Genomic DNA, 24,726 nt, shown 5'->3' with positions numbered 1-24,726 from the left:
ATTTTTTTAAATCATTTTTAGGGAAGTGAAACGTTATGCTAAATTGAGTTTTAATTTTGAAATCAACCATAATTATCCATTAAAACATTATAATTTCGACATAATTCATTTTTGATCAAATAATGAAATAGGTTAATCCGCTTTATCCAGATTTTTTTCTAAAATTTCAACACTGTGATGTTCTGCAAGTAGATACATGATATCATAATTTCCATTTATGATTTTATTGACAACTGCTTTAGGTGTTAAATGTAAATCATAGTATTCTTTGGCATTTCTTCGTAAATTAAGTAATTCCTCTTCCCTCAAGCCATATGCTAGATTAATTTTATTTGTTAAGTCAGGTAAATCATCATAAATTATTGCATTTTTTAAATGTTCTAATTCAGGAGACATCATTTTAGCATATTCTTTATGAATAATAAGGATGGAACCTACGGACAAAGCTTCAATAATATTATGAGAGAATGGCATTACTGCCCCTGGAAGGGCTAAATAAAAATAAAATCTACTTATTACCTTTCTTAATTCACCAATTTCGATATGATTTTTTTTTGAATTCAAAATGACACAGGCCATATCCTCTCTACCATCTAAAAAATCGTAAAATTTACTCAAAGAATTAATTTCTTTTATCATATTTTCATTTTTCAAATGTTGAAAAACTTCAATGCGACCGATACTTTGAAAAGGTTTAGATGAAAAGTCCGAATAAAAATCCTTCCTAAAATTCCCTACCATAAAAATTGATTTTTTGATATCAGTAGACTCTTTCACTTTTTGGTCCCAATGATTTTCAGAATAAAACTTAGGATGCATTCCGATAGGGATATGGAAACTATTTTTTTCCGAAAAGCAATTTTTAAAATAAGGAGTAAAGTAATCCGGACTTAAATTGGCATCATTAAGCTCAAAAATATTTTTTGTTTTTTCTGGTACCGCATCAAAACTTATGAGTCCTTCATGATAAATTAACTGATGGTAATTCCATGCTGGTTTGAACCTTGAATGGACCTTTTTTTTAAAATAATCAAAGTTAAATGATGGAAAATAAATGGTATAACCTTCCAGAGAAAAGAACTTCAGTAACCCATAAAGATATCTGTGATATATCTCAGGACTCGTGACGTTAATAATTAATGCTTTATCAGTCTTTTTATTATTAGCTATTTTACTTTTAAGCTTTACCTTTAAATATTCTAAAAATGCATTTCTTGGAATTTTTGAATCAAAATATTTTAATATTGTCATGGTTTCGTAAATTGATTTTTCTGGATTCTTAAAATAATCTAAGGTTTAAAATAATAAACCATAATAAGTTTTTTTGATTGTAGGTACCTTCATGATATATAATTCCAGCTAGTTATAGTATACAAAGTACATTAAAAATGTAAATAAAAAATAGACCGTTATTATTTTAGAAATAAACAATTGATGGTTTTTAAAAAGGGGTTGTTTTAAAATGGGGTACATGATTACGATGCCCATTAAAAACCAGGATAAATAGGCAAATCGGTTTGAAAATGGAGCTCGGATAACTAAAATCCAAAAGGCGTTGCAAATGAGATAGATATTAAGAATTTTAAAATAAAAGGTGTCATGAAATCCCTTTTTAATAATGAAATACCACCCTGCAAAAACTGCAAAAGAGCTATAAAAAATAAAATCCCAACGAAAACCGGTATAAACCGGAACATCCAGATTGCCTTGACCTGTTAAATAACCTGCTAACCGATCATCAAAACCCAAACTTGAAAATAAAGACACAAATACTGAACCGGCAACTAAAGAAACAGGAATAGCTGCCAACCATGCTATAAGATAAGTTTTTGGATTGTTATACATTAAAGTAAGAAGATAAGCCCCGATCGGAAGCGTTAAGGATTTATGAAAAAGGGCTGCCGTTATGAAACAAATACCAGTTTTTATTTTATTCTCGGGAAAACATAAACCTAAGACAAATAAAGAAGTTGCTGCCCCATTTCTTATGCCGTTAGTTCCATAGCTATAAAATGAAAAAGATACTATTAAAACTAAAAATGAATAATACCAATATTGCTTGAAATATTTTTTTGAGAAAAGATACAATGGATATATATATATAATGTCCATTAATAAAAAGAAACCATGAGCCGTCATAAAATGAGAGGAAAATTTCATAAAATAGTGAAAAACCACATCCTTTGATGAAGTAACATGAGCACCTAAGCTATAATTCTGGAAATAATTATAATAGGTTGCCATATCCACAAAATATCTACCACTAACGGGCCTTAATCCTAAATACAAGGTCAAACCAATTAAAGTCATGTAACCTGTTATTTGTAAGAACATTAAATTCTTCGAACTGTTTATGTCAACAACGTAAGCGTGAAATAAATTTACCAGTACAATAAATAAAGATATATAGATATATACGTCGTAATAATTTTTTAATGGAATAAAATCAATCATAAATAATCTATAGAAATTAATGAAGTTTAGCCGTTACAATTACTTTTGATTTCATTTATAAGATAGTTTAATCCTGCAATTCGCTTAGTAAAGTTATCTGTAATGTTGTTTTTAGAGTTGTGAGAATTTAATCTAATTACTTTTGAAAGTATTTGGTATTTTACGTTTTCAATTTTTCTATCTTTAATACCTATATAAAGTTCGTTATCATTCCAGGTATCCCAAGGGCCTGGTACTTGTAATACCCTCAAAAGTTCAGCCTTTTCCGCTGTGCCATATGGTATTTTTTCATTGAATTTTAATTTGGAGGTGTTTTTAAAAGCTATTTGAGGTTCCCTGTGAATAAAGGAATTGAAGTTTATAGGTTCATTTAACAATTGTTCATTTTTGAAATTATTCTCGGATAGTCTAATTTGTGGTATACATATATATTCAGTATTCTCTTTTATGTTATCAATAACATTATTGAACAATTCATGCGTAAAATATGCGTTGGAGTCTAATACGAATATCCATTCATAACCATTATTTTTCCCATAATTCAGGCAAAAATTTCTTGCTCCGTTAATATTAATCATGTACATATTAAATGCATATAGCTTTTTGAAAAAACAACTACGGATTTTCTTTTCAGTACCCAAAATATACTTAATGTAATTAATAAGCCATATTCTGGATTCTTGGCGATGTAGATAATTGTTTATTTTGGTATCAATACCTCTAGGATATTCAATTTTTTTGAATTCATCCATTGAAAAGGGGAGGTCAATATGTTTGTAATCATATCTATTTAATAGTTCAAGTATTTTATTTTTCTTGCTTAAATCGTAAATTCTGTTGAGTAGATACATTTTTTCAGTATCAGGAAACTCCTCCTCATTTTTTAAAGTAAACTCTAAATTTTTAAGAGTTTGGTTATTGCCATGAAGATCTTGTAAATCATTTCCGAGTATTCTAAATATTAGATTTTTTTTCATTTTAATAAAATATATTCTTTGATGTTATTAATAATTAATAAAATCAAAAGGCATATGGTTAAATTAATTAATTTTTAAATATTTTTTTGAAACGCTTTGAATATCAAATTTTTCTAATAATTGTCTTTGATTTAGCAATAGATTTTCTTTAAAATCGGCATTATTTAAAACTTGGTTCAAAGCTTCTGAAAATTGTTTTTCCTCTGATATAAAACTATCGTTGTTTGGTATTTCGAGCTTTCCCTTAAACATGTTTGGTGTAATTATGCCTGATTCAACAGTAATATTATCATTACTTTCCATCACTTCTTTGAGACTCATCAACTCTTCGATGCCTTTTGTACAGTTTGTAGATACAATAGGTATTCCTATAGCAATAGACTCAACAATGACGTTCGGAGTTCCTTCGTAATAGGATGTTAAAGCTAATAAACCGGCTTTAGAGATGTATTTGTAAGGATTGTCTTTTCGTCCAAGAAAAAATACTTTATCAGAAAGATTAAACTTATCGATCAAAGTTGTTACATGTTTTGTAACCTCCTTATTTCCGTCTCCAATAAAAACTAGATTAGCTTTCGTTTTACCGTTCTCCATAAGCAACTTAAAAGCCTTTATTAAATGCCAGGGTGCCTTTTGAATGGACATTCGACCTAAAAACAGGATAGTATTTTGGGTTATAATATTTTTTTCAAAAGGATCTGTTAAGGACTCCTCAGCTAGCTTTTGAATGTGTTCAATATCATGTGGATTATAAATAATTTCCATATTCGAAAACTTATAACCGCAGTTTTTAATAAGGTCATCTTTAATAGCCTTACTGATACAAACCAATTTATTCAGATTTTTATAACTTGTTCGATACCCGATCTTTGTCAGTTTATTAAAGAATGAATTTCCTTGAAGTTCAACACTTTTTAAAGCATGAATACTTCCTATTTTAAACTCATTTGTAAATGTTAAAGAACTAAATAAATTTGCCATATCACCAAATGAGATGGAGTGGGAGACATCTAGGTCTTTAATTATTTTCCGAATTTTCAAAGGGGCTCCTAAATAAAATTGAAGCCTTTCAAAGGAACTCATTTCATAAAAGTCCTTATTACTAAAATATAATTCATCTTGATTAAAGTTAATAATATCATTTTCTAGTGAAATGAACTTTAAGGCCTTAACTTCATACCCACTATTTTTATAGTATTTGTAAAAACTTAGAGCTAATCGTTCCATACCGCCAACGCTTCCATAAGGCATAATAAGTAATATTGTTTTTCCTTTCATTATGAAGTCCTTTTAAAAAGCTTTTTAATTTTCCTCAACCCAAGAATTTTTATGACTGAATCAACAAATTTTACTCCTAAAACACGCATTAATTTCCGTTTAATATTAGGAAGAAAGGTATGGTTTTTATCGACCCATGACATCGCAAAATGATGAATACAGTAAGTGTTTTTCGTTTTTTCTATTTGTCCGGTGCCATGGTTTTTAGCACAGAAATGGTCTTTAGGAAACAGGTACATAGTAGATGTATCCTTATTTTGTTCTTCAGGTGTAATAGTTTCTGGTAAAACCGTCTCAAAGGTTTTTGTTTTCGAAATTTGTTTCATCATGATACGCGGTAAGGTCATGGTGTCAAAACTTCCATCTGGTTTTATAAAAGACCTGTTTTCATAATATGACAAACATTGTTTTAGCCATGCACTTCCTTTCACAGCTCCAAAAACTCCAGCTTCAATAATACGTTCACCTTCAGTTCCTGCAAAATACGGTCTATTTAATAGATCATCGAAACGTTTAATAACCTCAATATCTGTATCTAAATAAATCCCGCCGTAATGATAAACAGCATATAAGCGAATATAATCAGCTGCAAAGGCATATTTTTTTACTTCAAAAGCTTGTTGTACCCAAAGACTGGATTCCATATTGAATTTATCGGTATTCCAATGTACAAATTCATAATCTGAAAGTTTTTCCTTCCAGGAATCCATACATTTTTTAATTAATGGGGGAAACTCATCATCACTTAGCCAACAAAAATGAATTATCTTAGGTATCATAATTATTAATTTAAAGTCTCATTCATAACATTTTGCTCTTAATTATTTTACTTGAAACAAATGCTTTTATATACCACAAAGAATAACCTAAATAGGCAAGGAAGATCATTTTATTTTTAATGAAAAATGAAATTACTTTAACATGAGGCCTATTAATGTTTACTTGGTTAAATGACGTTCTGAAAATTTCATTACGCATAATGTTTTTAACAAAACCATAAGCCTTAAAAAATCCTTTCGCCTCAATTGCTGATAATATAAATTGATTTGTGTTATTGTTTAAGGGTTTAAAATACTTACTTAAATCAATTTTGAAATTTAAATATTCATTAGCATCCATCAATTTTTTGTGTCCTTCAAGGAAGCTTTCAAACTGATTCTCTCGAAATGAGTTGATTATACTATTACTAATGACATTATTATAATTATAATTGGCCTCTTCTGTAACGTATGCGCTTTTTGCCGTTTTAAATATTTCAAAATTGAACCAATAATCGCTTGCTCTAATGCCTTTTTGATTTTGAAATTGATGATTATTTTGCTTCAAATAATCACTTTTGTAGATCTTATTCCATAAACTAGGTATTAAAGGATCACTACCGGTATAAAAACATTGTAAAAGGTGATGTTTAATAGCTGTTTCATCTAACAGCCTCTTTGTTGGAATATCTGTGCCGGGTATTTCATACTTTCCATTATTCCAAACCTTAAAATGAGAAATAACAATGTCAATTGGATAATTAAAAGTAGGCTTTAATATGTTTTCGAACATATCTTTATCCAAAAAGTCGTCAGCATCCACAAACCCTATATAATCCCCCTTAGACATCTTTAAACCCAGGTTACGGGTCATGGCAACACCTTGATTTTCTTGATTGATATGCACGATCCGCTGGTCCTTGTCAGCATATAATTTACAGATATTTCTACTATTGTCTTCAGAGCCGTCATTGATCAAAATGATTTCAAAATCCTTAAATGTTTGGTTCAATAAACTGTCCAAACAGTTGCTTAGATATTTTTCAGCATTATATACCGGTAAAATAATAGATAATTTCATACGAAAAATATTTTTTTGAGCTTAAAGTATAAAGGATCTGATAATAGCAATCTGACTAGTAACTTGCTTCTTCTTTTTAAATCTGTTAAATTAAAAAACCAATAACCTTGAAGTAAATATTTCACCCCCTTAAATCGTTCTTTAATGTTACCTTTTGCCCTTATATTAGCCATTTTAAGAAAATATCTGTTCTTTAAAAAAACACGTTCCTTTTTATTAAATAAATTAAAATTTTCTACCTCAAATGCGTGTAAAACACCTAAAGCCGCAGATTCATTTTTAATGTTTTGCTTTGATACTCTATCGTTTTCATGTTCTATCACAACCAGTAATTCTTCATTAACAAATTTTACCTTGTAATTGTTGGCAAAAAACTTGTACATAAAATATTTGTCCTGAAATCTGGGTATATTGTCGAACCCACCAAGCTCTCTAAAAGTTTTTGCTTTAATAGCCATCATAAGTGTAAAAATATGCCCAGATAAAATAAAAGATTTTAAAGAGTCTCCTTTGGCATATTTTAACGCATTTTCGATTTCGTTTCCGGCTGCATCAGCAATTTTAACGTTACATAATGCCATGGTTATTTCCGAGTCTTCCTTAAAAGGGGCTATATGTTTTCTAACCTTTTCATTTAAAAAATAGTCATCATCATCCAGAAACATTAATATTTCTCCAGTGGCTTCCTCAGCTCCCTTATTTCGCGCATAGCAACCACCTTTATTTTTATCATAAGTAATGAGTTTAATTGCGCTGTATTTTTCAACAATTGATCTCGTTTTTTCCTGTTGTTTGCCCTTGCCATTATCGTCTACAACGATGATCTCTATATCTTTGTAATCTTGATTGAGTACACTTTCTATAGCTCTAATTAAAAATGTTGATCTTTGGTAAGTTGGTATAATAACTGAAACTTTCATAATCTGTTGAAAATATAATTTAATTAATTCAGCGTATCAAAATAAATTTGTTCTAATTGATCTCCCAGAATTTTAGAATCATATTTTTTTCTTACAAAATCTCTGGCATTTTCCCCCATTACTTTTCTTTGTTCAGGATTCTTGATCAAAAATTCTAATTTTTCAACGAAATCATTTATGTTATTCTGTTTTACAACAAAGCCGGTTTCGCCTTCGATCAGGCCATATTTCATGCCTCCTGCATCCGTAACTACAACAGGGAGTTTCATTGATTGTGCCTCTTGTATCACCAAACCTTGATTTTCGGCTCTTCCTGTTGAATCCGTTATCCCGGGCATTATATAAATGTGTGAATTTCTCATTTCTTCAATGATCTCATCCTGTTTTTTAGGACCGATAAGATGGAAATAATCTTTTAACTTATATTTATCAATGTTAGCATGTAATTTCTGTAATTCTTTTTCCGCCTCATAATAAATGTTTCCAATAATTTTAAATTGAATATTAATAATTCCCTTTTCATTAATTAAAATATTAGCAATCTCCGGTATTCTTGAAACTCCTTTAAATTTTGTAATTCTACCAATAAAAAGTATGTTTAAAATGTTGCTATCATAATTGGAATTACCTGAATGATAATATGAGGTATCTACACCTACTGGTAATATTTGAATGTTTTTTGATTTAAAACCAACGTCGAGTAAGAGGGATTTGGTGAATTCAGTATTTGCCGTAACCATCTTGTTTTGTTTTATTAGTTGTGCATATTTGGTCCTATTCAAAAGGACCTCACCGGGAGTAATATCATAGCCGTGGAATGTTGTTATTAATTCAGCACCTTTGAAAAACCCACATTTTTGGGCCAAAAAATAATAGTCACTCATTTGACCAAAATGAGCATGTACGATATCATAATTATCACTCGTTTCGGATAACCAGGAAACCTTATGAAATATGCTCAGTTTTAAAGCAGATATACCAAATTTAAAAATGTTCAGAGCTGACATTAATTTTAAAGCCGTTTTGAAATCGGAACTTTTTATAATTCTGAAAAAACACAGAAGTCTTTGACCTATTGAGACAGGGAAATTTGGATACAAAGTGTGCTTTAAAAGGTTATATTCCGATACTCTGGAATGGACAATTTGGTTTGGTTTGCCGGTTGCAAAAATATGTACTGAGTGCCCTTTATTTATCAAATCAATAATTTGATTAACAATAAATGTTTCCGTTAGATTTGGAAACGTGGGCACGAGAAATAATATTTTTAAAGATTTTTCCATTTTTTTGGCAGTAAGAATTCGGGTTAGACTATATCTTTATTCCCAATATTTATAATTTTATTTTTATCAAAAACCATTTTTGAAATATTTTTAAAATCCTGATAAGATCCTAAAAATAATAAACGACTAATTTTAAAACTCAAAAATAGCCTGTAAATGACGTATGAAAGTATGATGGCAAAAAAGACTCTAAAAAAGGGATTATCCGCTATATATGAACTTGTTAAAAACTGAATAGGTTGATGGAGATACATGACTACCATTGAAGCCTTACCCAACTCTGAAAAAATTATTTTTGAACCTTTATCATTGGATAGTTTAGTTGAGATAATTTTTAGGTTTAAGATTAAAATAAGACTAGATAAAAGTGTAATCAAAGTTATTCCGTAATTTGTGAATTTCATATCATAAAAATTGGCAGGGTAGAAATAAGAAAACACTATTACTATCAAACCCATAACCAGAATAGCATAATTATTGATTTCAAGTTTAAAATTTTTGAATAAAAACCCGAGGTAGAAAATGGGTGCTGAGGCCAAAACAACATGCGCGTTCCAAGGTAGGGAGAACTCCGGAAAGTAGATCATGTTGAAATAACTAAAAACTAATAAAAATGAAATAATCAATGTTAATATTTTTGTTTTTAGCTTTATGATCAAAAAGTTCATTATTTGCTGTATTAAGAATAAACATGTAATGAACCAAAAAACACCAAGTGCACCATACAGTTTAGTTCCACCATATAAAGCTTTAGTTACGTAATTCATAAAATCTAATAAATCAACAGGTGATAATCTCATAAAGAAAAATAAAGGCATATGGAAAATAAACATGATATGCCTCACTTCTCCTGTAAAAACATGGCCTATTACAACAGATAATATACCTAATCCCTTTATGACGTCAATCCAGGGAATTTTTTTATTAGTTTTATGTATCACCTTGAATGATTATTTAAATAGACTTTTAATTAATTTTAATATCCTCGTGGATAATTCCCTATAACCTGGATTAACAAGATACATTATCGATGAATAAACTATCACGATAATAAAACCTACTTGAATTAAAGAAACCAATAATAAAACCCAGGACTCATTGTTAATAGTTACAAAACTGCTAATTAAAAATTTGCAAACAATTAATGATATTATAAAAGATAGTAATAGCTTAAAAAAACCAATCCAATAAAGAAATACCGGTTTATTAAACCCGTTTTTGTAGAGGAAAAATGGTTTCCAAACTAAGGTTATTAGACTAACACTTATTAAGGTACCAATGAGTACACCAGATATGCCAAAATAATAAGCTAAAACAATAGACACCAGTAAATTCAAAACACCCTCTGTTAAGGGAGCCCAAACATCGTGAAATATTCCATAAGCATTAATAAAATTAATAATCGGCGCACGCATTTTTTCAATATATACATTTATTAAAATTAAAATTACAATATGTGGTGCCATTATATATTTTTCGCCCAACCAAAGTGCAATCACAGGATTAATGCCGTAGTAAAGAGACAAAAATAATAGCCCACCTATATAATGTTGAAGACTCATAAGTTCCCAAAACACCTTTTGTATTTTAATTCTGTCGTTTTCAGCAACTAAACTGCCAACAGCAGCTCCTGTTCCCGTTACAAAATTGGATAGCAAAGCTGACGCGCTGCTCGTGATTATGTAATAATTATTAATAAATGTAACACTTTGTAGATTTACAAATGAAAAAATCACAATATTGTCTGTGCTTTTTAAAATAAATCCCGATATTCTATGAACAAACATTTGCTTGATCTTGATAAGAATATCTTTGTTTTCAGCTAATAAGGATTTACTACCCCTGTTAAAGAATTTAATCCAGGGGTATTCCTTTTTTATCTTTTTATGAATTAATATGTTGTAAGTAGTAAGGGTTATTAGCTCTATAGTGATAAAAAGAATAAAACTATTGGTTAAAAATACAACCGCAATTTGCATGGAAATTTTAGTTATATGGGAAATTTGAAGATAGGCCGTAGGGATGTATCCTTTTTGGTCAGTTTGGAGTACAATTAAATAATAATTATAATAGTAATTTAATAATGTTGAAAACAAATACACATAAAACATGTAATAAATTACCACTAATGAAATAGACGTGTCTTTAAAAATCATTGGAAAAAATAGTGAAAGTAATATTCCCCCCAAGAGAACAATTGTTCCAATCTTTTTGTAGAGATATCCAATTAAGGCCAGTAATTCGTTTAATCTTTCAAAATCCTTTTTGAATAAAGATTTATAAAGGGCAAAAGCCATCGCAGATCCAATACCCAATTCTGCCAAGTTTAAAAAATTTAAAAAACTTTGAAGAGTCGCTGCAAGGCCAATAAATTCATCTCCCAAACGAGATAAAAAAATACTTCTGGAAAAAAAGCCTATAGCCGTGGTAATAACAAAGAAAAAGGTTGTAACCTTGGCATTTTTAATTGTTTTCTTTACCCTTGACATATTTTAATTTTAGAGTTGTATTTCCTAAAAAGGATTTCTTACTAGACTATATATTTTGATGATTTATTGACTAAAGAAGAAAATTGAATACCAATAGATATTTTTTTATTACTATTTCAAATTATTAAAAGTAAATTTCTTACAAACGGCCGTTTACATTCTCTTTCAAAACGCCTTTTACATCATACAAAATACCATCGGTTTTTAACAAGGATTTGAGGTCCATATCTAAATAGGTCTGATGTGCCACCGTTAAAACAATGGTATCAAATATATTTTGTGGTGCTTCTTTAACAGTGTCCAGATTGTATTCATGTTTCACCTCCTCAGGATTCGCCCAGGGATCATAAATACAAATGTCCGTTCCATAAGCTTTCAATTCCTTAATGACATCAACCACTTTCGTATTCCGCACATCCGGGCAGTTTTCCTTAAAGGTGATCCCTAAAACTAGCACTTTCGCCCCTTTAATATGAATATTATTTTGCACCATCAACTTGACGATCTCTGAAGCCACATAATGCCCCATGGTATCATTCACACGGCGACCGGCTAAGATGATCTCCGGATGATAACCCACTTCCTGTGCCTTTTGAGCCAAATAATAAGGATCTACACCGATACAATGTCCGCCAACTAAGCCAGGTTTAAAAGGCAGGAAATTCCATTTCGTTCCCGCAGCTTCAAGGACAGCATGCGTGTCTATATTCAAGATGTTGAATATTTTAGCCAGCTCATTCACAAAAGCAATGTTGATATCACGTTGCGAATTCTCAATAACCTTCGCTGCTTCAGCAACTTTTATGGAAGGAGCAAGGTGCGTTCCTGCCGTTATCACACTGGCATATAGGGCATTAACCTTTTCACCGATCTCTGGTGTAGAACCCGCCGTAACCTTTAATATTTTATCTACGGTATGCAATTTATCTCCCGGATTGATACGTTCGGGGGAATACCCGGCATAAAAATCTTCATTGAATGTTAAACCGCTCATGCGTTCCAGAACCGGGACACATTCTTCTTCAGTAACGCCCGGATACACCGTGGATTCATAAATAACGATATCACCTTTTTTCAGGACTTTACCTACAGTTTCACTAGACTTGTATAAAGGGTTTAAATCCGGACGGTTATTCTTATCAATAGGAGTGGGTACTGTTACAATATAATAATTGCAATCCGCAATATCTTCGATATTCGAAGAACAAAATAACCCCAACCCTGACTGATTTTCTTGCTTTAAAACCCCAAGTAAATCCTCTTTTGTTACTTCCAAAGTGTCATCATGACCTTCCGAAAGGGCAGCGATACGTTTTTCATTGATATCAAAGCCTACAACTTCATATTTTGTTGCAAATAAACGGGCAAGTGGAAGTCCTACATAGCCCAAACCGATCACGGCAATTTTAATTGTATTCATTTCAAATTCTTTTATTGTCCTATGGCATAATATTCAAACCCAATAGCCTCTAATTCTGCTTTATTTAAAATATTTCGACCATCAAAAATAAAAGCTGGTTTTTTCATGTTTTTATAGATTGATTTCCAATCATAGGTCTTGAACTCATCCCATTCGGTTAAAATAGCTATCGCATGAGAATCATAAGAAGCTTCATACGGGTCCCTGATAAATTTTACAAGTTTAGCGGTTTCGTCTTCAGATCTCGTGTTTAAATAATTTAAATCTGCTTGAATTTTAGAGGCTGAAACTTTTGGATCATACACTGACAATCTTGCTTGTTCATTAAGTAGATGATCCGCAACATAAATAGCAGCAGATTCCCTGGTGTCGTTCGTATCTTTCTTAAATGCCCATCCAAAAAGGGTGATTTTTTTTCCGGATACAGTATTATACAACGTTTGAATAAGTTTATCTGAAAAGCGTCTTTTTTGATGATCATTCATTATAATGACTTGCTGCCAGTAGTCAGCTGTTTTTTCTAATCCAAAACTTTTTGCAATATATACCAGGTTCAAAATATCTTTTTGGAAACATGATCCGCCAAATCCTACAGAAGCCTTCAAAAATTTATTTCCAATTCTTGAATCCATCCCAATGGCTTTTGCTACTTGGTTTACATCCGCTCCTGTAGCTTCACATAATTCTGAAATTGCATTAATAGAAGAAATACGTTGAGCCAAAAAAGCATTAGCCGTTAATTTTGATAATTCAGAAGACCATAAATTTGTTTCAAGAATACGATCTTTTGGAACCCAAGAACTGTAAATATTGGATAAGGTTTCGATTGCAGCTTGATTTTCACCTCCAATCAAAACTCTATCAGGATTCAAAAGGTCTTCGACGGCTGTTCCTTCTGCTAAAAATTCAGGATTAGATAAAATTTGAAAATTAATTCTATTTCCTGTGTTATGTAAAATACTTTTTATAGTCTCAGCAGTTCGAACGGGAAGGGTAGATTTCTCTACAACAATTTTATCTGTTTTAGCTACTTCAGCAATGTTACGAGCACATAGCTCGATATATTTTAAATCAGAAGCCATCCCTTTTCCCTTACCGTAAGTCTTCGTAGGTGTATTTACTGAAATGAATATCATTTCAGCTTCATCGATTGCCTTGTCTATTTCTGTGGAAAAAAATAGATTTTTGCCCCGTGTTTTCTGAATAATTTCAGCCAGACCTGGCTCATAAACTGGGAGTTGTGAAATATCCTTATTATTCCACGCATTTATACGTTCAGCATTGATGTCTACAATAGTTACTTTAATATGAGGGTTTTTCAACGCTATAACTGCCATCGTTGGTCCACCAACGTATCCAGCCCCAATACAGCATATATTTTTGATCATATTTAGATTTTTAAAGATTTTCCCAATACCAGTCCACGGCTTCCGCCAACCCGGAATCGATATCGTATTTTGGATCGTAACCTAATAAGCTCTTAGCTTTTTCAATAGAGGCCAGGGAGTGAGGGATATCTCCGGCCCTAAAATCGCGATGCTTGATCGCTATGTTGCTGATACTTTTATCAAATTTTGACAAATGTTTTTTTAGTAGATCAGCTAATTCTAATAATGTTGTACGCTGTCCGAAAGCGGTATTGTAAACTGTATTCAGCGCAGCTTTATTTTGTACACAAAGCGCTAAAATATTCATTTGGATCACATTATCAATATAGGTGAAATCTCGCGAGTAACTTCCGTCACCATTAATAAAAGGCGATTCGTGACTTATAAATTGTTGCACAAATTTTGGTATCACTGCAGCATAAGCGCCTTTAGGATCCTGGCGTCTTCCAAAAACATTAAAATAACGCAGTCCGATAGTATCCAAACCATAGGTGCTTGAGAAAATATCGGCATATAATTCGTTAACATATTTTGTGATAGCGTAGGGGGAAAGGGGCTTTCCAATGGTGTCTTCAACTTTCGGTAAAGCTTCATGGTCACCATAGGTAGAGGAACTCGCAGCGTAAATAAAACGCTTCACCCCGGCATCTCTGGCAGCGACCAACATATTTAAAAACCCTGAAACATTAACATCGTTACTCGTGATAGGATCTTTAATGGATCGTGGCACCGAACCCAGCGCAGCCTCATGTAAAACGAACTCAATGTTTTTACAAGCTGTTTTACAGGTTTCCAGGTTTCTAATGTCTCCTTCAATAAACTTAAAGTTCGGGTGACTCAAAAAGGGCTGAATATTTTCCTGTTTTCCGGTAGCAAAATTATCCAGACATACCACATGAACACCATGTTGTAAAAGTTCTTCACAAAGGTTTGAGCCAATAAAGCCTGCACCTCCGGTAACCAAAACATGGCGTCCTTTAAGATAATCCGTTTGATCTTGGGTCATTTGATTTGGGATTGATTAATAGCTTCACAAATATTGGAAAAAGATTGCAATAACAAATGATTATTATACTAAGTCCGCAATTTTAACGATGAAATTCAAGTTACCGCTTTGAAATCGATAAAATGAGTCTTTTAAACGAGTCGCAAGGATTAAAACAAAGTCTTCAATTATTCATAAAGAAGCATTGAAAACACGCCATTATTTTAGTCAAAATCCACCATTTTTAAGAAAATCGATAATATGCCATTTTTATCTTTTAACGTCAAACAAAAAGGTCGTTAACCGAATATAATTATGGTTTTGGCGAAATTACATTTTTGGATGTTTTATGAATGAAAACTATTACTACATTTACACTGTAAAAACACAAAATTGAATTGATTAATAGCAGGTTGATTTAATTGCATTTTTTAAACGAATACGTATAAGAGTTTTAGTTACATGTTGGTTTTAGAAATAGATTAAATCTAATTAAAAAAGAATTTATAATTAAGCTATTGAACAACTAAATATTTTGTTTTTTATGTATCCCGAGATCCCTCTCTTCATAACAAATATCCCTCTAATTGTAGTGTTTGCGATTAGTTTTTGGTTGTATTTTGATAGTAACGATAAAATACAAACGAAGCCACTTCATGTTGACTAAAACTAAAATATACTTATCCTCACCACACATGGGAGGTCTGGAACAACAGTATGTTGACGAGGCTTTTAAAACGAATTGGATCGCTCCTCTAGGTCCCAATGTTGATGGCTTTGAAAAAGATATTCAAGATTATTTAGGCGGAAACAAATATGTGGCTGCCTTAAGTTCAGGAACCGCTTCAATTCATTTGGCTTTACAATTATTAGACGTCTCACAAGGCGATGAAGTATTATGCCAAAGTTTTACGTTTTCAGCTTCAGCAAATCCTATCATTTATCAAGGCGCAACACCTGTTTTTATTGATAGCGAACGGGAGACCTGGAATATGTCTCCGGACCTGTTAGAAATAGCCATCCAGGATCGTATAGAAAAATATAAAAAGCCTAAAGCTATTATCGCCGTGCATCTTTACGGTATGCCTTACAAAGCTGACGAAATCAATGCTGTGGCTAAAAAATATGACATCCCTGTGATAGAGGATAGTGCAGAGGCTTTGGGAAGTACGTATTACGGAAAGGCTTGCAGCACCCTTAGTGATCTGGGTATTTTATCCTTCAACGGAAATAAAATAATTACAACCTCCGGTGGTGGTGCTTTGATTTCCGGATCTAAATCATTAAAGGACCGTGCCGTTTTCCTTTCTACGCAAGCCCGTGATAATGCACCGCATTATGAACACTCGAGTATTGGATTTAACTACCGACTCAGTAATGTTCTAGCTGGTATTGGTCGCGGTCAAATGCGTGTTCTTGATGAACGCGTAGCTGCGCGTCGAAGAAATTTTGAATTTTATAAAAAACATTTAGATAGATACAATGCTATTTCATTCCTGGAAGAGCCTCAAGGCGTTTTCTGTAATAGATGGATCACCTGTATAAATACTGAGTCTTTTGAAATGCGTGAACATATTCGTTTAACGCTTTCAGAAGACGACATAGAAACCCGACCACTTTGGAAACCCATGCATATGCAACCGGTATTTAAGGATCATTTGCATTTCACCAATGGTGTGTCTGAACAATTATTTAACACCGGATTATGCCTCCCTAGCGGATCCAATTTAACTGATAGCGATTTAGAAAGAATACTTGAAAATATTAAAAAATCCCTTGCATGATTATTAAGAATTACGTAACCGAATTATCTCAAAAATACGCCTCTAAATGGTTGGTTTTCGCCATCGATTTAGGGATTGTTATGTTTACTTTCTTTTTGGCTTATTTCATTCGGTTTAATTTTACACTGAACTTTGATCTGGTTCAGTTCTTTATCCAGCTACCTTTTATTTTAGGTATTAGTGCCTTAAGTTTTATTATTGTAGGATCCTTTAAAAGTGTGATCAGACATACCGGATTACTAGACCTAATTAATTTATTTAAGGCTACCTTACTAATTGCCGGATTTTCAGTGGCTTTGGTATTGGTAAACAGATCGGTACAATTAGTAGAAGGGTTCACCATACCAAGAGCTTTGATCGCCATGCATGCCCTGTTAAGCTTTATGTTTTTATCGGCAAGCCGATTAGCGTTCAAGATTTTATACAAACGAATTAAATGCCACTTGATGGCAACCAAACGTGTGCTTATTTATGGTGCAGGTGATGCCGGAATTTTAACAAGCAACACCTTGTTAAATAATACATCTTCACGTTTTATTGTCGTTGGATTTATTGATGATAACGAAAATAAAGCCGGTAAGTCCATTAATGGTATTCCGATTTATTCCAAAGAACGCTTGAATAAAGCTTATTTGGAATTACAAAATATTGATGAAATTATAGTGGCTTCAGAGAAAATCGATCATACTAATATCATGCCATTGATTGATCTGCAGGTTAAGGTGACCAAAATTCCACCTGTGGAACAATGGATCAATGGCGAGCTGAATGTGAAGCAGATCAAACAAGTTCAGATCGAAGATTTATTAGGACGACCACCAATCCAGGTTAATAATCCAAATTTACAGAATGAATTCCGTGGTCAAACGGTTTTAGTTACCGGAGCTGCCGGCTCTATTGGTAGTGAATTGGTAAAGCAGTTATCCAACTACGATGTAAAGCAGATCATCATGTTAGATCAGGCTGAATCCGCACTGTATGATGTTGAACAGGACTTGAAACGTAATAGCAAAAGCAATTACAAAGCGCTTGTTGCAGATATTCGTGATGGCTTGCGTATCGATAGTATTTTTCAGAAATATCAACCCACTATGGTATTTCATGCTGCTGCTTATAAACATGTACCTTTAATGGAAGAGTCGCCGTATGAAGCCATTAAAATTAATGTGAATGGAACCAAACTCCTGGCGGATACGGCTTCACGTTATAATATTAAAAAGTTTGTTTTTATTTCTACGGATAAGGCGGTTAACCCAACTAGTGTGATGGGAGCCACGAAGCGTTTAGCAGAAATGTATATTTCTTGTTTGCAGAAGGAAAGCAAAACTAAATTTATTACAACACGTTTTGGAAATGTATTAGGATCTAACGGTTCTGTAATCCCTTTATTTAAGAAGCAAATTGAAAATAACAAGCCATTAACACTCACCCATAGGGAAATAACGCGTTATTTTATGACGATTCCTGAAGCTTCTCAATTGGTTTTGGAAGCTGGAACTATGGGAAAAGGTGGTGAGATCTTTATTTTCGATATGGGTCAATCTGTAAAAATCTTTGATCTGGCCAAAAACATGATCAAATTGAGTGGTTTACGCTACCCTGAAGATATTGATATACAGATTACCGGTTTACGCCCGGGTGAAAAGCTTTATGAGGAATTATTAGCTAATGGGGAAAACACCATAGCCACATATCACAGTAAAATCATGATTAGTAAAACACGAGCTATTGATTATGAACGTGTTAAACCTGAAATTGAAGAGTTATGTATAACAAATCGATTCCAGAATAACAATATTGTGATAAAAATGAAACAATTGATTCCTGAGTATAAGTCGAATAATTCAGATTTCGAGCGCTTTGATAAACGTGTTCAGATATACAAAAAAGCCAAAGCTTTGGTTACTGAAAAGAATGACAACAATTACAAAGGCCTATAAATACCAACTTAGTTTAAAAATTATTAACTTCCCCAAATATTCCATATCACAATGAAAACGGCCACCATAAACAAAAGCATCCTCATTGTTCTACTCATTTTTTTAACAACCTCGTGTAAAACACGCAAGGATGTGGTGTATTTTCAAAATGTGAAGAACTTTGAAACTATGGTTGATACCGAAACCTTTAATGCTAAATTAAAGGTTGGTGATATTTTGAGCATTTATGTTTCTACTTTGGTACCTTCAGCTGCTGAACCTTATAATTTGGTAATGAAATCTGGTTCTAATTCTCAATTAATCGATTATTTAATTGATGTTGATGGGAATATAGATTTCCCTGTTTTGGGAAAAATAAAATTGTTAGGGCTTACCTTGGAAGAAGCTAAACAACTCCTCAAGAAAAAATTTGCAGATGGAAATTTACTGAAAGATCCGGTAATCATCATTCGCTTAAAAAATTACAGGGTAACCGTAGCAGGTGAGGTTAGAAGTCCAGGTGTTTATCCGGCCTCCGGTGAACGCATGACCATATTGGAAGCCATTGGCTTGGCGGGCGATCTTACCATTAAGGGGCGTCGTGATAATGTTTTAGTAATTCGTGATTTTAACGGAACCAAAACGTATACCCGAATCGACCTTACGAGCAAAGAATTATTTAATTCTCCGGTGTATTTTCTAACACAAAATGATTTTGTTTATGTAGAACCAAATAACTCTGCGGTAAGTGGAGCTTCAGGAGATTCCAGAATAAATACACTGATTACGATTACCTCTTTCTTAATTACGACAGCCCTAATTTTTGTAACAAGAAATTAATGATTTTTTATGATCAAAGACCCTAACGATATTGCTTCAGGTAGTTCAACCTCTAATTTTAACTTAAAGAAAACACTACTTTATTATTTAAAACAATGGCCGTGGTTTTTGTTGGCTGTGGCCATCTGTATTGGCCTGGCCTATGTGAAACTGCGCTATACAAAACCACAATACCTGGTGAAGGCCAAGATCATGATTTTGGATGATAAGGATAATTCTTCAACCGGTGTTTTAAAAGATATTTCTTTGTTTTCCGAAAAGGAAGATGCTAAGATAGGAGATGAAATCCAGGTGATTCAATCTCGTAGTTTCTTACGTAAAATAGTTAATGAATTAAACTTAAACGTAAGTTATTATACGCAAGGTCGAATTTATGAATCTCAGTTGTATAAAACGAGTCCTGTTGTTGTTAACTTTATAGCTCCGGATTCCATTATAGCCAAAACCAATTCCAGTTTTTTTATCAACATCGAATCTTCTACAAATTTTAGGTATTATATTAATGAAGACTCGCCTTCAAAATCATACACTTTTGGAGAAACCATTCCTACGGAATATGGCGGAATTATTATAACTCCCAGAACAGCTAACATTCAAAATGCAATAGGGTCCACCATTCGTGTGGCCATTACACCCGTTGAAAATTTAGCTGAAAATCTTAAAAACAGGATATCTATTTTCCCGGTTGATAAATCTTCTAAAGTATTAGAAATCAGTCTAACTGATCCGGTAACTGAGAAAGCTAAGGATATCGTGAATACGCTCATAACGGAATACAACATCTTTACAATTCAAAATAAAAATGAAATCTCGAAAAATACGGCGGATTTTATTAATAGACGTGTGGAGTTGATCGCGGAGGACCTGGTTAATGTAGACGATAGTATTGTAAAATTTAAAACCGGGAATAAAATAACTGATGTGAGTTCTGAAGCCGGTCAGTTTTTAAATTCAAGTGCTCAAAATCAACAGCAATTAGATGCTGCGAGAACTCAATATAACCAGTTATCATATATGGATGAGACTTTGAAATCGGATAAATATGATTTCATTCCCTCAAATTTAGGCATGGGAGATCCTTCTATTACTCAATTATCATCCAAATACAACGAATTATTAGAACGCCGTAAAACCCTCTTAAAAAGTGCAGGAGAGCAAAACCCTGTAGTCCTGGAACTAGATCAGACGCTGAAAAGTATCCGTGATAATTTACAGCAAACCATTGATAATTCAACCAAGTCTTTGAGCATTCAAATTTCCAGTTTACAAAATCAATCCGATCGAATTAACTCTAAAATATACCAGGTACCCGGACAAGAACGCCGTTTGCGTTCCATAGAGCGTAAACAAGGTATTAAAGAATCATTATACTTGTACTTGTTGGAAAAACGTGAGGAAGCCACAATTTCACTTACCGCTACTTCGCCAAATGCCAAGGTTATCGATTATGCCTATAACAGTAATGGTGGTCCGGTTTCTCCAAAAAAACAAATCATTTACATTGGTGCGCTTTTTATTGGTTTGTTTATACCATTCTCGTTCTTTTATGTAAAAGATCTGTTGGACACCAAGATCCATAATAAAGAAGACCTGGAAGAGGAAATTAAAAACATGGCTATTTTGGGCGAAATTCCTCGAGTTAAGGAAGGAGAGACGATGATCCAGAAAAATGATCGTTCTATTTTGTCTGAGTCCTTCCGAATTATTCGCACGAACTTTGATTATATCGAACGTCGTAACAAAAAGATCAAACCTTATAATAATGTTATTTTCGTGACTTCCACGATTAACGGTGAAGGTAAATCATTTGTTACGCTAAACATGGCTTTGACGCTTGCCAGTACAAATAAAAAGGTATTGGTTATTGGTTCGGATATCCGTAATCCGCAGATCTTCGCAGCCATTAAGGGTCAGCGTAATGCCACCGGCGATGGTAAATTAGGGTTAACGGAGTATTTAGCTGATGATAGTATACGCATTGAGGAAACTATCAATCCATATCTCATTAACGATATTAAAGTAGACGTGTTACTTTCCGGAAACGTGCCGCCTAATCCTGCGGAATTGTTAATGGGGGACCGCGTTAAAAATCTATTCGATACCGTATCTGAGCAATACGATTACGTTATTGTTGATACAGCACCATCGATGCTGGTAACAGACACGTTGTTGATAAGCCAGTATGCCGGCCATACCATTTACATTACGCGTGCTGAATACACTGAAAAACGTATTTTGAACTTCGCCAAGGAACTTCATGCCGATAAAAAACTAAACGGCATGATGCTCGTAGTGAACGACGTTAAGGAATCGAATTTCGGTTATGGCGCGAAATATGGTTATTACGGCGCTAAGAAAAAGAAAGGGTTATTTAGAAGCTAATTAAAACTATTTAGTCAGCATAGAATTTAAAAGCCTCCAGTATCAGGTGTTCAGGTACTTTGCAATCTAATTTACAGGTTCCAATAGCCTCTAAAAGGACGAAGTTAATATGTCCGTGGGTATTTTTCTTATCGTATTTTAAAAGATCCATAATGGGCTTATAATCACTTTCTGAGATCTCAACTTTACCATAATAATTACCTAGGCGCGATTTAACTTCCTGCATATCTTCTTCCGGGAAACCTGTTAATTTATGTGATAGGTACGCCGCCAGGATCATTCCGATTACTATAGCTTCGCCATGCAATAGGGTTGGCTTCTCAGGATCATTTAAATAAAAAGATTCTATGGCATGCCCAAGGGTATGACCGTAATTCAATGTTTTTCGCAACCCATTTTCATAAGGATCTACATCAACAACATCTCTTTTGATCACAACAGATTCATGAATCAACTTATCCAGATCGTCACGTTTTAATTTGGACAAATCTTTGAATTGATCCCAATAAGATCGACTCGTAATTAAACCGTGTTTTAACATTTCAGCCAAACCGGAGCGCATTTGATTTTTTGGAAGGGTTCCTAAATAAACCGTATCGATCAAAACCAGATCCGGGTTACTAATAACACCTACTTGATTTTTCAAATGCCCCAGATCCACACCGGTTTTTCCACCAACCGAGGCATCTACCATGGCCAGAAGTGAGGTGGGTACATTCACATAAGAAATACCACGTTTAAACGTGCAGGCCACAAAACCACCCAGATCCGTGATTACACCGCCGCCAATATTGATCATTAAACTTTTTCGATCCGCATCCAGTTCAGATAAGGCATTCCAAACACCTGCACAGGTTTCAATTGTTTTATGAATTTCACCCGATTCGATTTCTATGATCTCAATAGCAGTTTCAGTCTCTAGTTTACTTAAAAAAATAGGTAAGCAATGTTCGTGTGTGTTTTCATCAACAAGAATAAAAATCTTTGAAAAATTTTTGCTATTAAGGTGTTCATTTACAGCAGTATAACAATTGTCGTTAAAGTGTATGGTACAGTCTTTTGTGGTAATGGATTTCATATTGTTTTCAACACGATTTCAGGTGGTGAAATTAATCAGATTTTATATCAAATGATAATTTTTGCATCATTATCTTTGTGTAAATTTTTTAGATTGGATGAATACAGATTTAATTTTCGATAATACGGAAGTTGCGTTTGCCCTGAAAACTGATGCGGAATTAGAACGCGCTTATTATTTATTTAAAATGATTTCTATTGAGCCTTTGGTCAAGATTGGGAGTATTGCTACAAACCTGGCTATCAAGGCGCATTTACCAATTGAAGGATTGATCCGCAGTACGGTTTTTGATCATTTTTGTGGTGGTGTTAATGAGGATGATTGCTTACCCGTTATCAAACGTATGTATGAAAAAGGCGTGAGTTCTGTTTTGGATTTTTCTGCAGAAGGCAAAGAAAATGAAGCTGAATTTGACAGCGCCGTTCGGGTAACGCTTAAAATTATTGATTTTGCAGAAGATATTAAGGCTATGCCTATCGCCGTTTTTAAACCAACAGGTTTCGGTCGCTTTAAATTATATGAAAAAGTTAGTACCGGTGCCACGTTAACTGCAAAAGAACAAGCGGAATGGGATCGTGTCGTGAACCGATTTGATACCATTTGTAAACACGGTAAAAAGAAAGATGTTGCGATTCTTATTGATGCTGAGGAAACCTGGATGCAAAAAGCTGCAGATGATTTGGTTTCCGAAATGATGAGAAAATATAATACCGAAAAACCTATTGTTTTTAACACGCTTCAAATGTATCGCCACGATCGCATGGCTTTTTTGAGAAAGGAGCATGACGATGCTAAAGCTCAGGGTTATTATTTAGGTTATAAAATTGTTCGAGGTGCCTATATGGAGAAGGAAAATGATCGCGCTGAAGAAAAAGGATATACCACACCCATTTGTGGAAGCAAATCCGCTACCGATGAAAATTTCAACGCTGCATTACGGTATATTTTAGATAATTTAGATACCATTTCATTATTTTCAGGTACACATAATGAAGATAGTTGCTATCTCGCGATGCGTATCATGGAGGAAAAAGGCGTGGCTAATAACGATAAAAGGGTTTGGTTTGGGCAACTTTATGGCATGAGCGACCATATTAGTTTTAATCTCGCCGATCATGGCTACAATGTTGCTAAATACGTGCCTTTCGGACCGGTACGCGATGTGATGCCTTATTTGATCAGAAGAGCGGAAGAAAACACTTCGGTTGCAGGGCAAACAGGTCGGGAACTTGCTTTATTATCAAAAGAAAAAGAACGACGTAAAGAGGCCCGACGAGAAAAAGCGGTTTAGATTTTAATTCTCTTCAGCGTATTTCATATTGGTTACCGTGGCAAGACTATCACAGTTTTTAACTGTAAATTCAATGGTTTTATCCTGAAGCTCACAAGTGATATTATAAATGCCGCAAGGTTTATGTCTTTGATCACTGGCGCCAAAATCAACATCGCCATGAAGCATCATTTTGTTTATTTGCGTGGTATCGAATTTTAATACTGAAACTTTTCTTTTAGCATTTTCATCAAAAGTAATTTTCTTTTCGCTGATATTTTTGGTCACTCGGGCATTAGGTAAGTAGCTACAGGAAGCGCGTTTTCCATTCAAAAAAAAGATAAGCATCACTAATCCTATGGCGAATCCGGTTAAATAATAACCAAGACGTTGAATAAACTTCATCGAAAATAAACTATT

General features: G+C 33.4%; 20 protein-coding genes. 5 read left to right on the top strand and 15 right to left on the bottom strand.

Annotation, left to right across the window (positions count from 1 at the left end; genetic code table 11):
* Positions 1–132: 132 nt before the first annotated feature.
* From ABD682_RS12750 to ABD682_RS12690, 13 genes are all read right to left on the bottom strand, one after another.
* Positions 133–1,251 carry a hypothetical protein gene (locus ABD682_RS12750; protein WP_344741872.1) on the bottom strand — a complete coding sequence of 373 codons (1,119 nt, stop codon included), beginning with the start codon at positions 1,249–1,251 and terminating at the stop codon, positions 133–135.
* A 108-nt stretch (positions 1,252–1,359) separates the two neighbouring features.
* Positions 1,360–2,334 (bottom strand): EpsG family protein, encoded by a 975-nt coding sequence (locus ABD682_RS12745; protein ID WP_344741871.1) that lies wholly within the window; start codon positions 2,332–2,334, stop codon positions 1,360–1,362.
* A 146-nt stretch (positions 2,335–2,480) separates the two neighbouring features.
* Positions 2,481–3,431, bottom strand: a complete 951-nt coding sequence (locus ABD682_RS12740) for a hypothetical protein (RefSeq protein ID WP_344741870.1) — start codon at positions 3,429–3,431, stop codon at positions 2,481–2,483.
* A gap of 63 nt (positions 3,432–3,494) precedes the next feature.
* Complete coding sequence (locus ABD682_RS12735; protein ID WP_344741869.1) at positions 3,495–4,709, bottom strand: glycosyltransferase; 1,215 nt, start codon at positions 4,707–4,709, stop codon at positions 3,495–3,497.
* Positions 4,709–5,488 carry a glycosyltransferase family 32 protein gene (locus tag ABD682_RS12730; protein WP_344741867.1) on the bottom strand — a complete coding sequence of 260 codons (780 nt, stop codon included), beginning with the start codon at positions 5,486–5,488 and terminating at the stop codon, positions 4,709–4,711. The genes ABD682_RS12735 and ABD682_RS12730 overlap by 1 nt, the downstream gene beginning before the upstream one ends.
* A 22-nt stretch (positions 5,489–5,510) precedes the next feature.
* Positions 5,511–6,548, bottom strand: coding sequence for a glycosyltransferase (locus ABD682_RS12725; RefSeq protein ID WP_344741865.1), 1,038 nt, complete (start codon positions 6,546–6,548; stop codon positions 5,511–5,513).
* Complete coding sequence (locus ABD682_RS12720) at positions 6,545–7,468, bottom strand: glycosyltransferase family 2 protein (protein WP_344741864.1); 924 nt, start codon at positions 7,466–7,468, stop codon at positions 6,545–6,547. The genes ABD682_RS12725 and ABD682_RS12720 overlap by 4 nt, the downstream gene beginning before the upstream one ends.
* A 23-nt stretch (positions 7,469–7,491) precedes the next feature.
* The gene (locus tag ABD682_RS12715; protein WP_344741861.1) at positions 7,492–8,475 is read right to left on the bottom strand and encodes a glycosyltransferase family 4 protein; all 984 of its coding nucleotides are present in this window, start codon (positions 8,473–8,475) and stop codon (positions 7,492–7,494) included.
* Between the two features lie 299 nt (positions 8,476–8,774).
* Complete coding sequence (locus tag ABD682_RS12710; protein ID WP_344741859.1) at positions 8,775–9,692, bottom strand: acyltransferase family protein; 918 nt, start codon at positions 9,690–9,692, stop codon at positions 8,775–8,777.
* A 9-nt stretch (positions 9,693–9,701) separates the two neighbouring features.
* Complete coding sequence (locus ABD682_RS12705) at positions 9,702–11,240, bottom strand: hypothetical protein (RefSeq protein WP_344741858.1); 1,539 nt, start codon at positions 11,238–11,240, stop codon at positions 9,702–9,704.
* Positions 11,241–11,379: 139 nt separating this feature from the next.
* Positions 11,380–12,660, bottom strand: a complete 1,281-nt coding sequence (locus ABD682_RS12700; protein ID WP_344741857.1) for a nucleotide sugar dehydrogenase — start codon at positions 12,658–12,660, stop codon at positions 11,380–11,382.
* 11 nt (positions 12,661–12,671) lie between these two features.
* Entirely contained in the window at positions 12,672–14,048 is a 1,377-nt protein-coding gene (locus ABD682_RS12695; protein ID WP_344741855.1) for a nucleotide sugar dehydrogenase, read from the bottom strand.
* Between the two features lie 10 nt (positions 14,049–14,058).
* A complete protein-coding gene (locus tag ABD682_RS12690; RefSeq protein WP_344741854.1) occupies positions 14,059–15,054 on the bottom strand; it encodes an SDR family oxidoreductase in 996 nt (331 codons plus the stop codon).
* A 635-nt stretch (positions 15,055–15,689) separates the two neighbouring features.
* Between ABD682_RS12690 and ABD682_RS12685 the strand changes: the two genes are divergently transcribed.
* Genes ABD682_RS12685 through ABD682_RS12670 form a run of 4 tightly spaced genes read left to right on the top strand, consistent with a single transcriptional unit; the run spans position 15,690 to position 21,958 of the window.
* A complete protein-coding gene (locus ABD682_RS12685) occupies positions 15,690–16,817 on the top strand; it encodes a DegT/DnrJ/EryC1/StrS family aminotransferase (protein WP_344741853.1) in 1,128 nt (375 codons plus the stop codon).
* Positions 16,814–18,757 (top strand): polysaccharide biosynthesis protein, encoded by a 1,944-nt coding sequence (locus ABD682_RS12680; RefSeq protein WP_344741852.1) that lies wholly within the window; start codon positions 16,814–16,816, stop codon positions 18,755–18,757. Before ABD682_RS12685 ends, ABD682_RS12680 begins: the two co-directional genes overlap by 4 nt.
* 51 nt (positions 18,758–18,808) lie before the next feature.
* On the top strand, positions 18,809–19,576 hold the full coding sequence (locus tag ABD682_RS12675; RefSeq protein WP_344741850.1) for a polysaccharide biosynthesis/export family protein: 768 nt from the start codon (positions 18,809–18,811) through the stop codon (positions 19,574–19,576).
* A gap of 9 nt (positions 19,577–19,585) precedes the next feature.
* Positions 19,586–21,958 carry a GumC family protein gene (locus ABD682_RS12670; RefSeq protein ID WP_344741848.1) on the top strand — a complete coding sequence of 791 codons (2,373 nt, stop codon included), beginning with the start codon at positions 19,586–19,588 and terminating at the stop codon, positions 21,956–21,958.
* A gap of 10 nt (positions 21,959–21,968) precedes the next feature.
* Here the strand turns inward: ABD682_RS12670 and aroB are convergent, their stop codons facing one another.
* Positions 21,969–23,036 carry a 3-dehydroquinate synthase gene (gene aroB, locus ABD682_RS12665; protein ID WP_344741846.1) on the bottom strand — a complete coding sequence of 356 codons (1,068 nt, stop codon included), beginning with the start codon at positions 23,034–23,036 and terminating at the stop codon, positions 21,969–21,971.
* Between the two features lie 97 nt (positions 23,037–23,133).
* Between aroB and ABD682_RS12660 the strand changes: the two genes are divergently transcribed.
* A complete protein-coding gene (locus ABD682_RS12660) occupies positions 23,134–24,327 on the top strand; it encodes a proline dehydrogenase family protein (protein WP_344741845.1) in 1,194 nt (397 codons plus the stop codon).
* 3 nt (positions 24,328–24,330) lie between these two features.
* Here the strand turns inward: ABD682_RS12660 and ABD682_RS12655 are convergent, their stop codons facing one another.
* Positions 24,331–24,711, bottom strand: a complete 381-nt coding sequence (locus ABD682_RS12655; RefSeq protein WP_344741844.1) for a hypothetical protein — start codon at positions 24,709–24,711, stop codon at positions 24,331–24,333.
* Between the last annotated feature and the right edge of the window lie 15 nt (positions 24,712–24,726).

The organism is Gaetbulibacter aestuarii, from assembly GCF_039537665.1.
Classification (GTDB): domain Bacteria; phylum Bacteroidota; class Bacteroidia; order Flavobacteriales; family Flavobacteriaceae; genus Gaetbulibacter_A; species Gaetbulibacter_A aestuarii.
The sequence above is the reverse complement of the archived record's forward strand: the minus strand, read 5'-3'. Positions and strand labels throughout refer to the sequence as shown.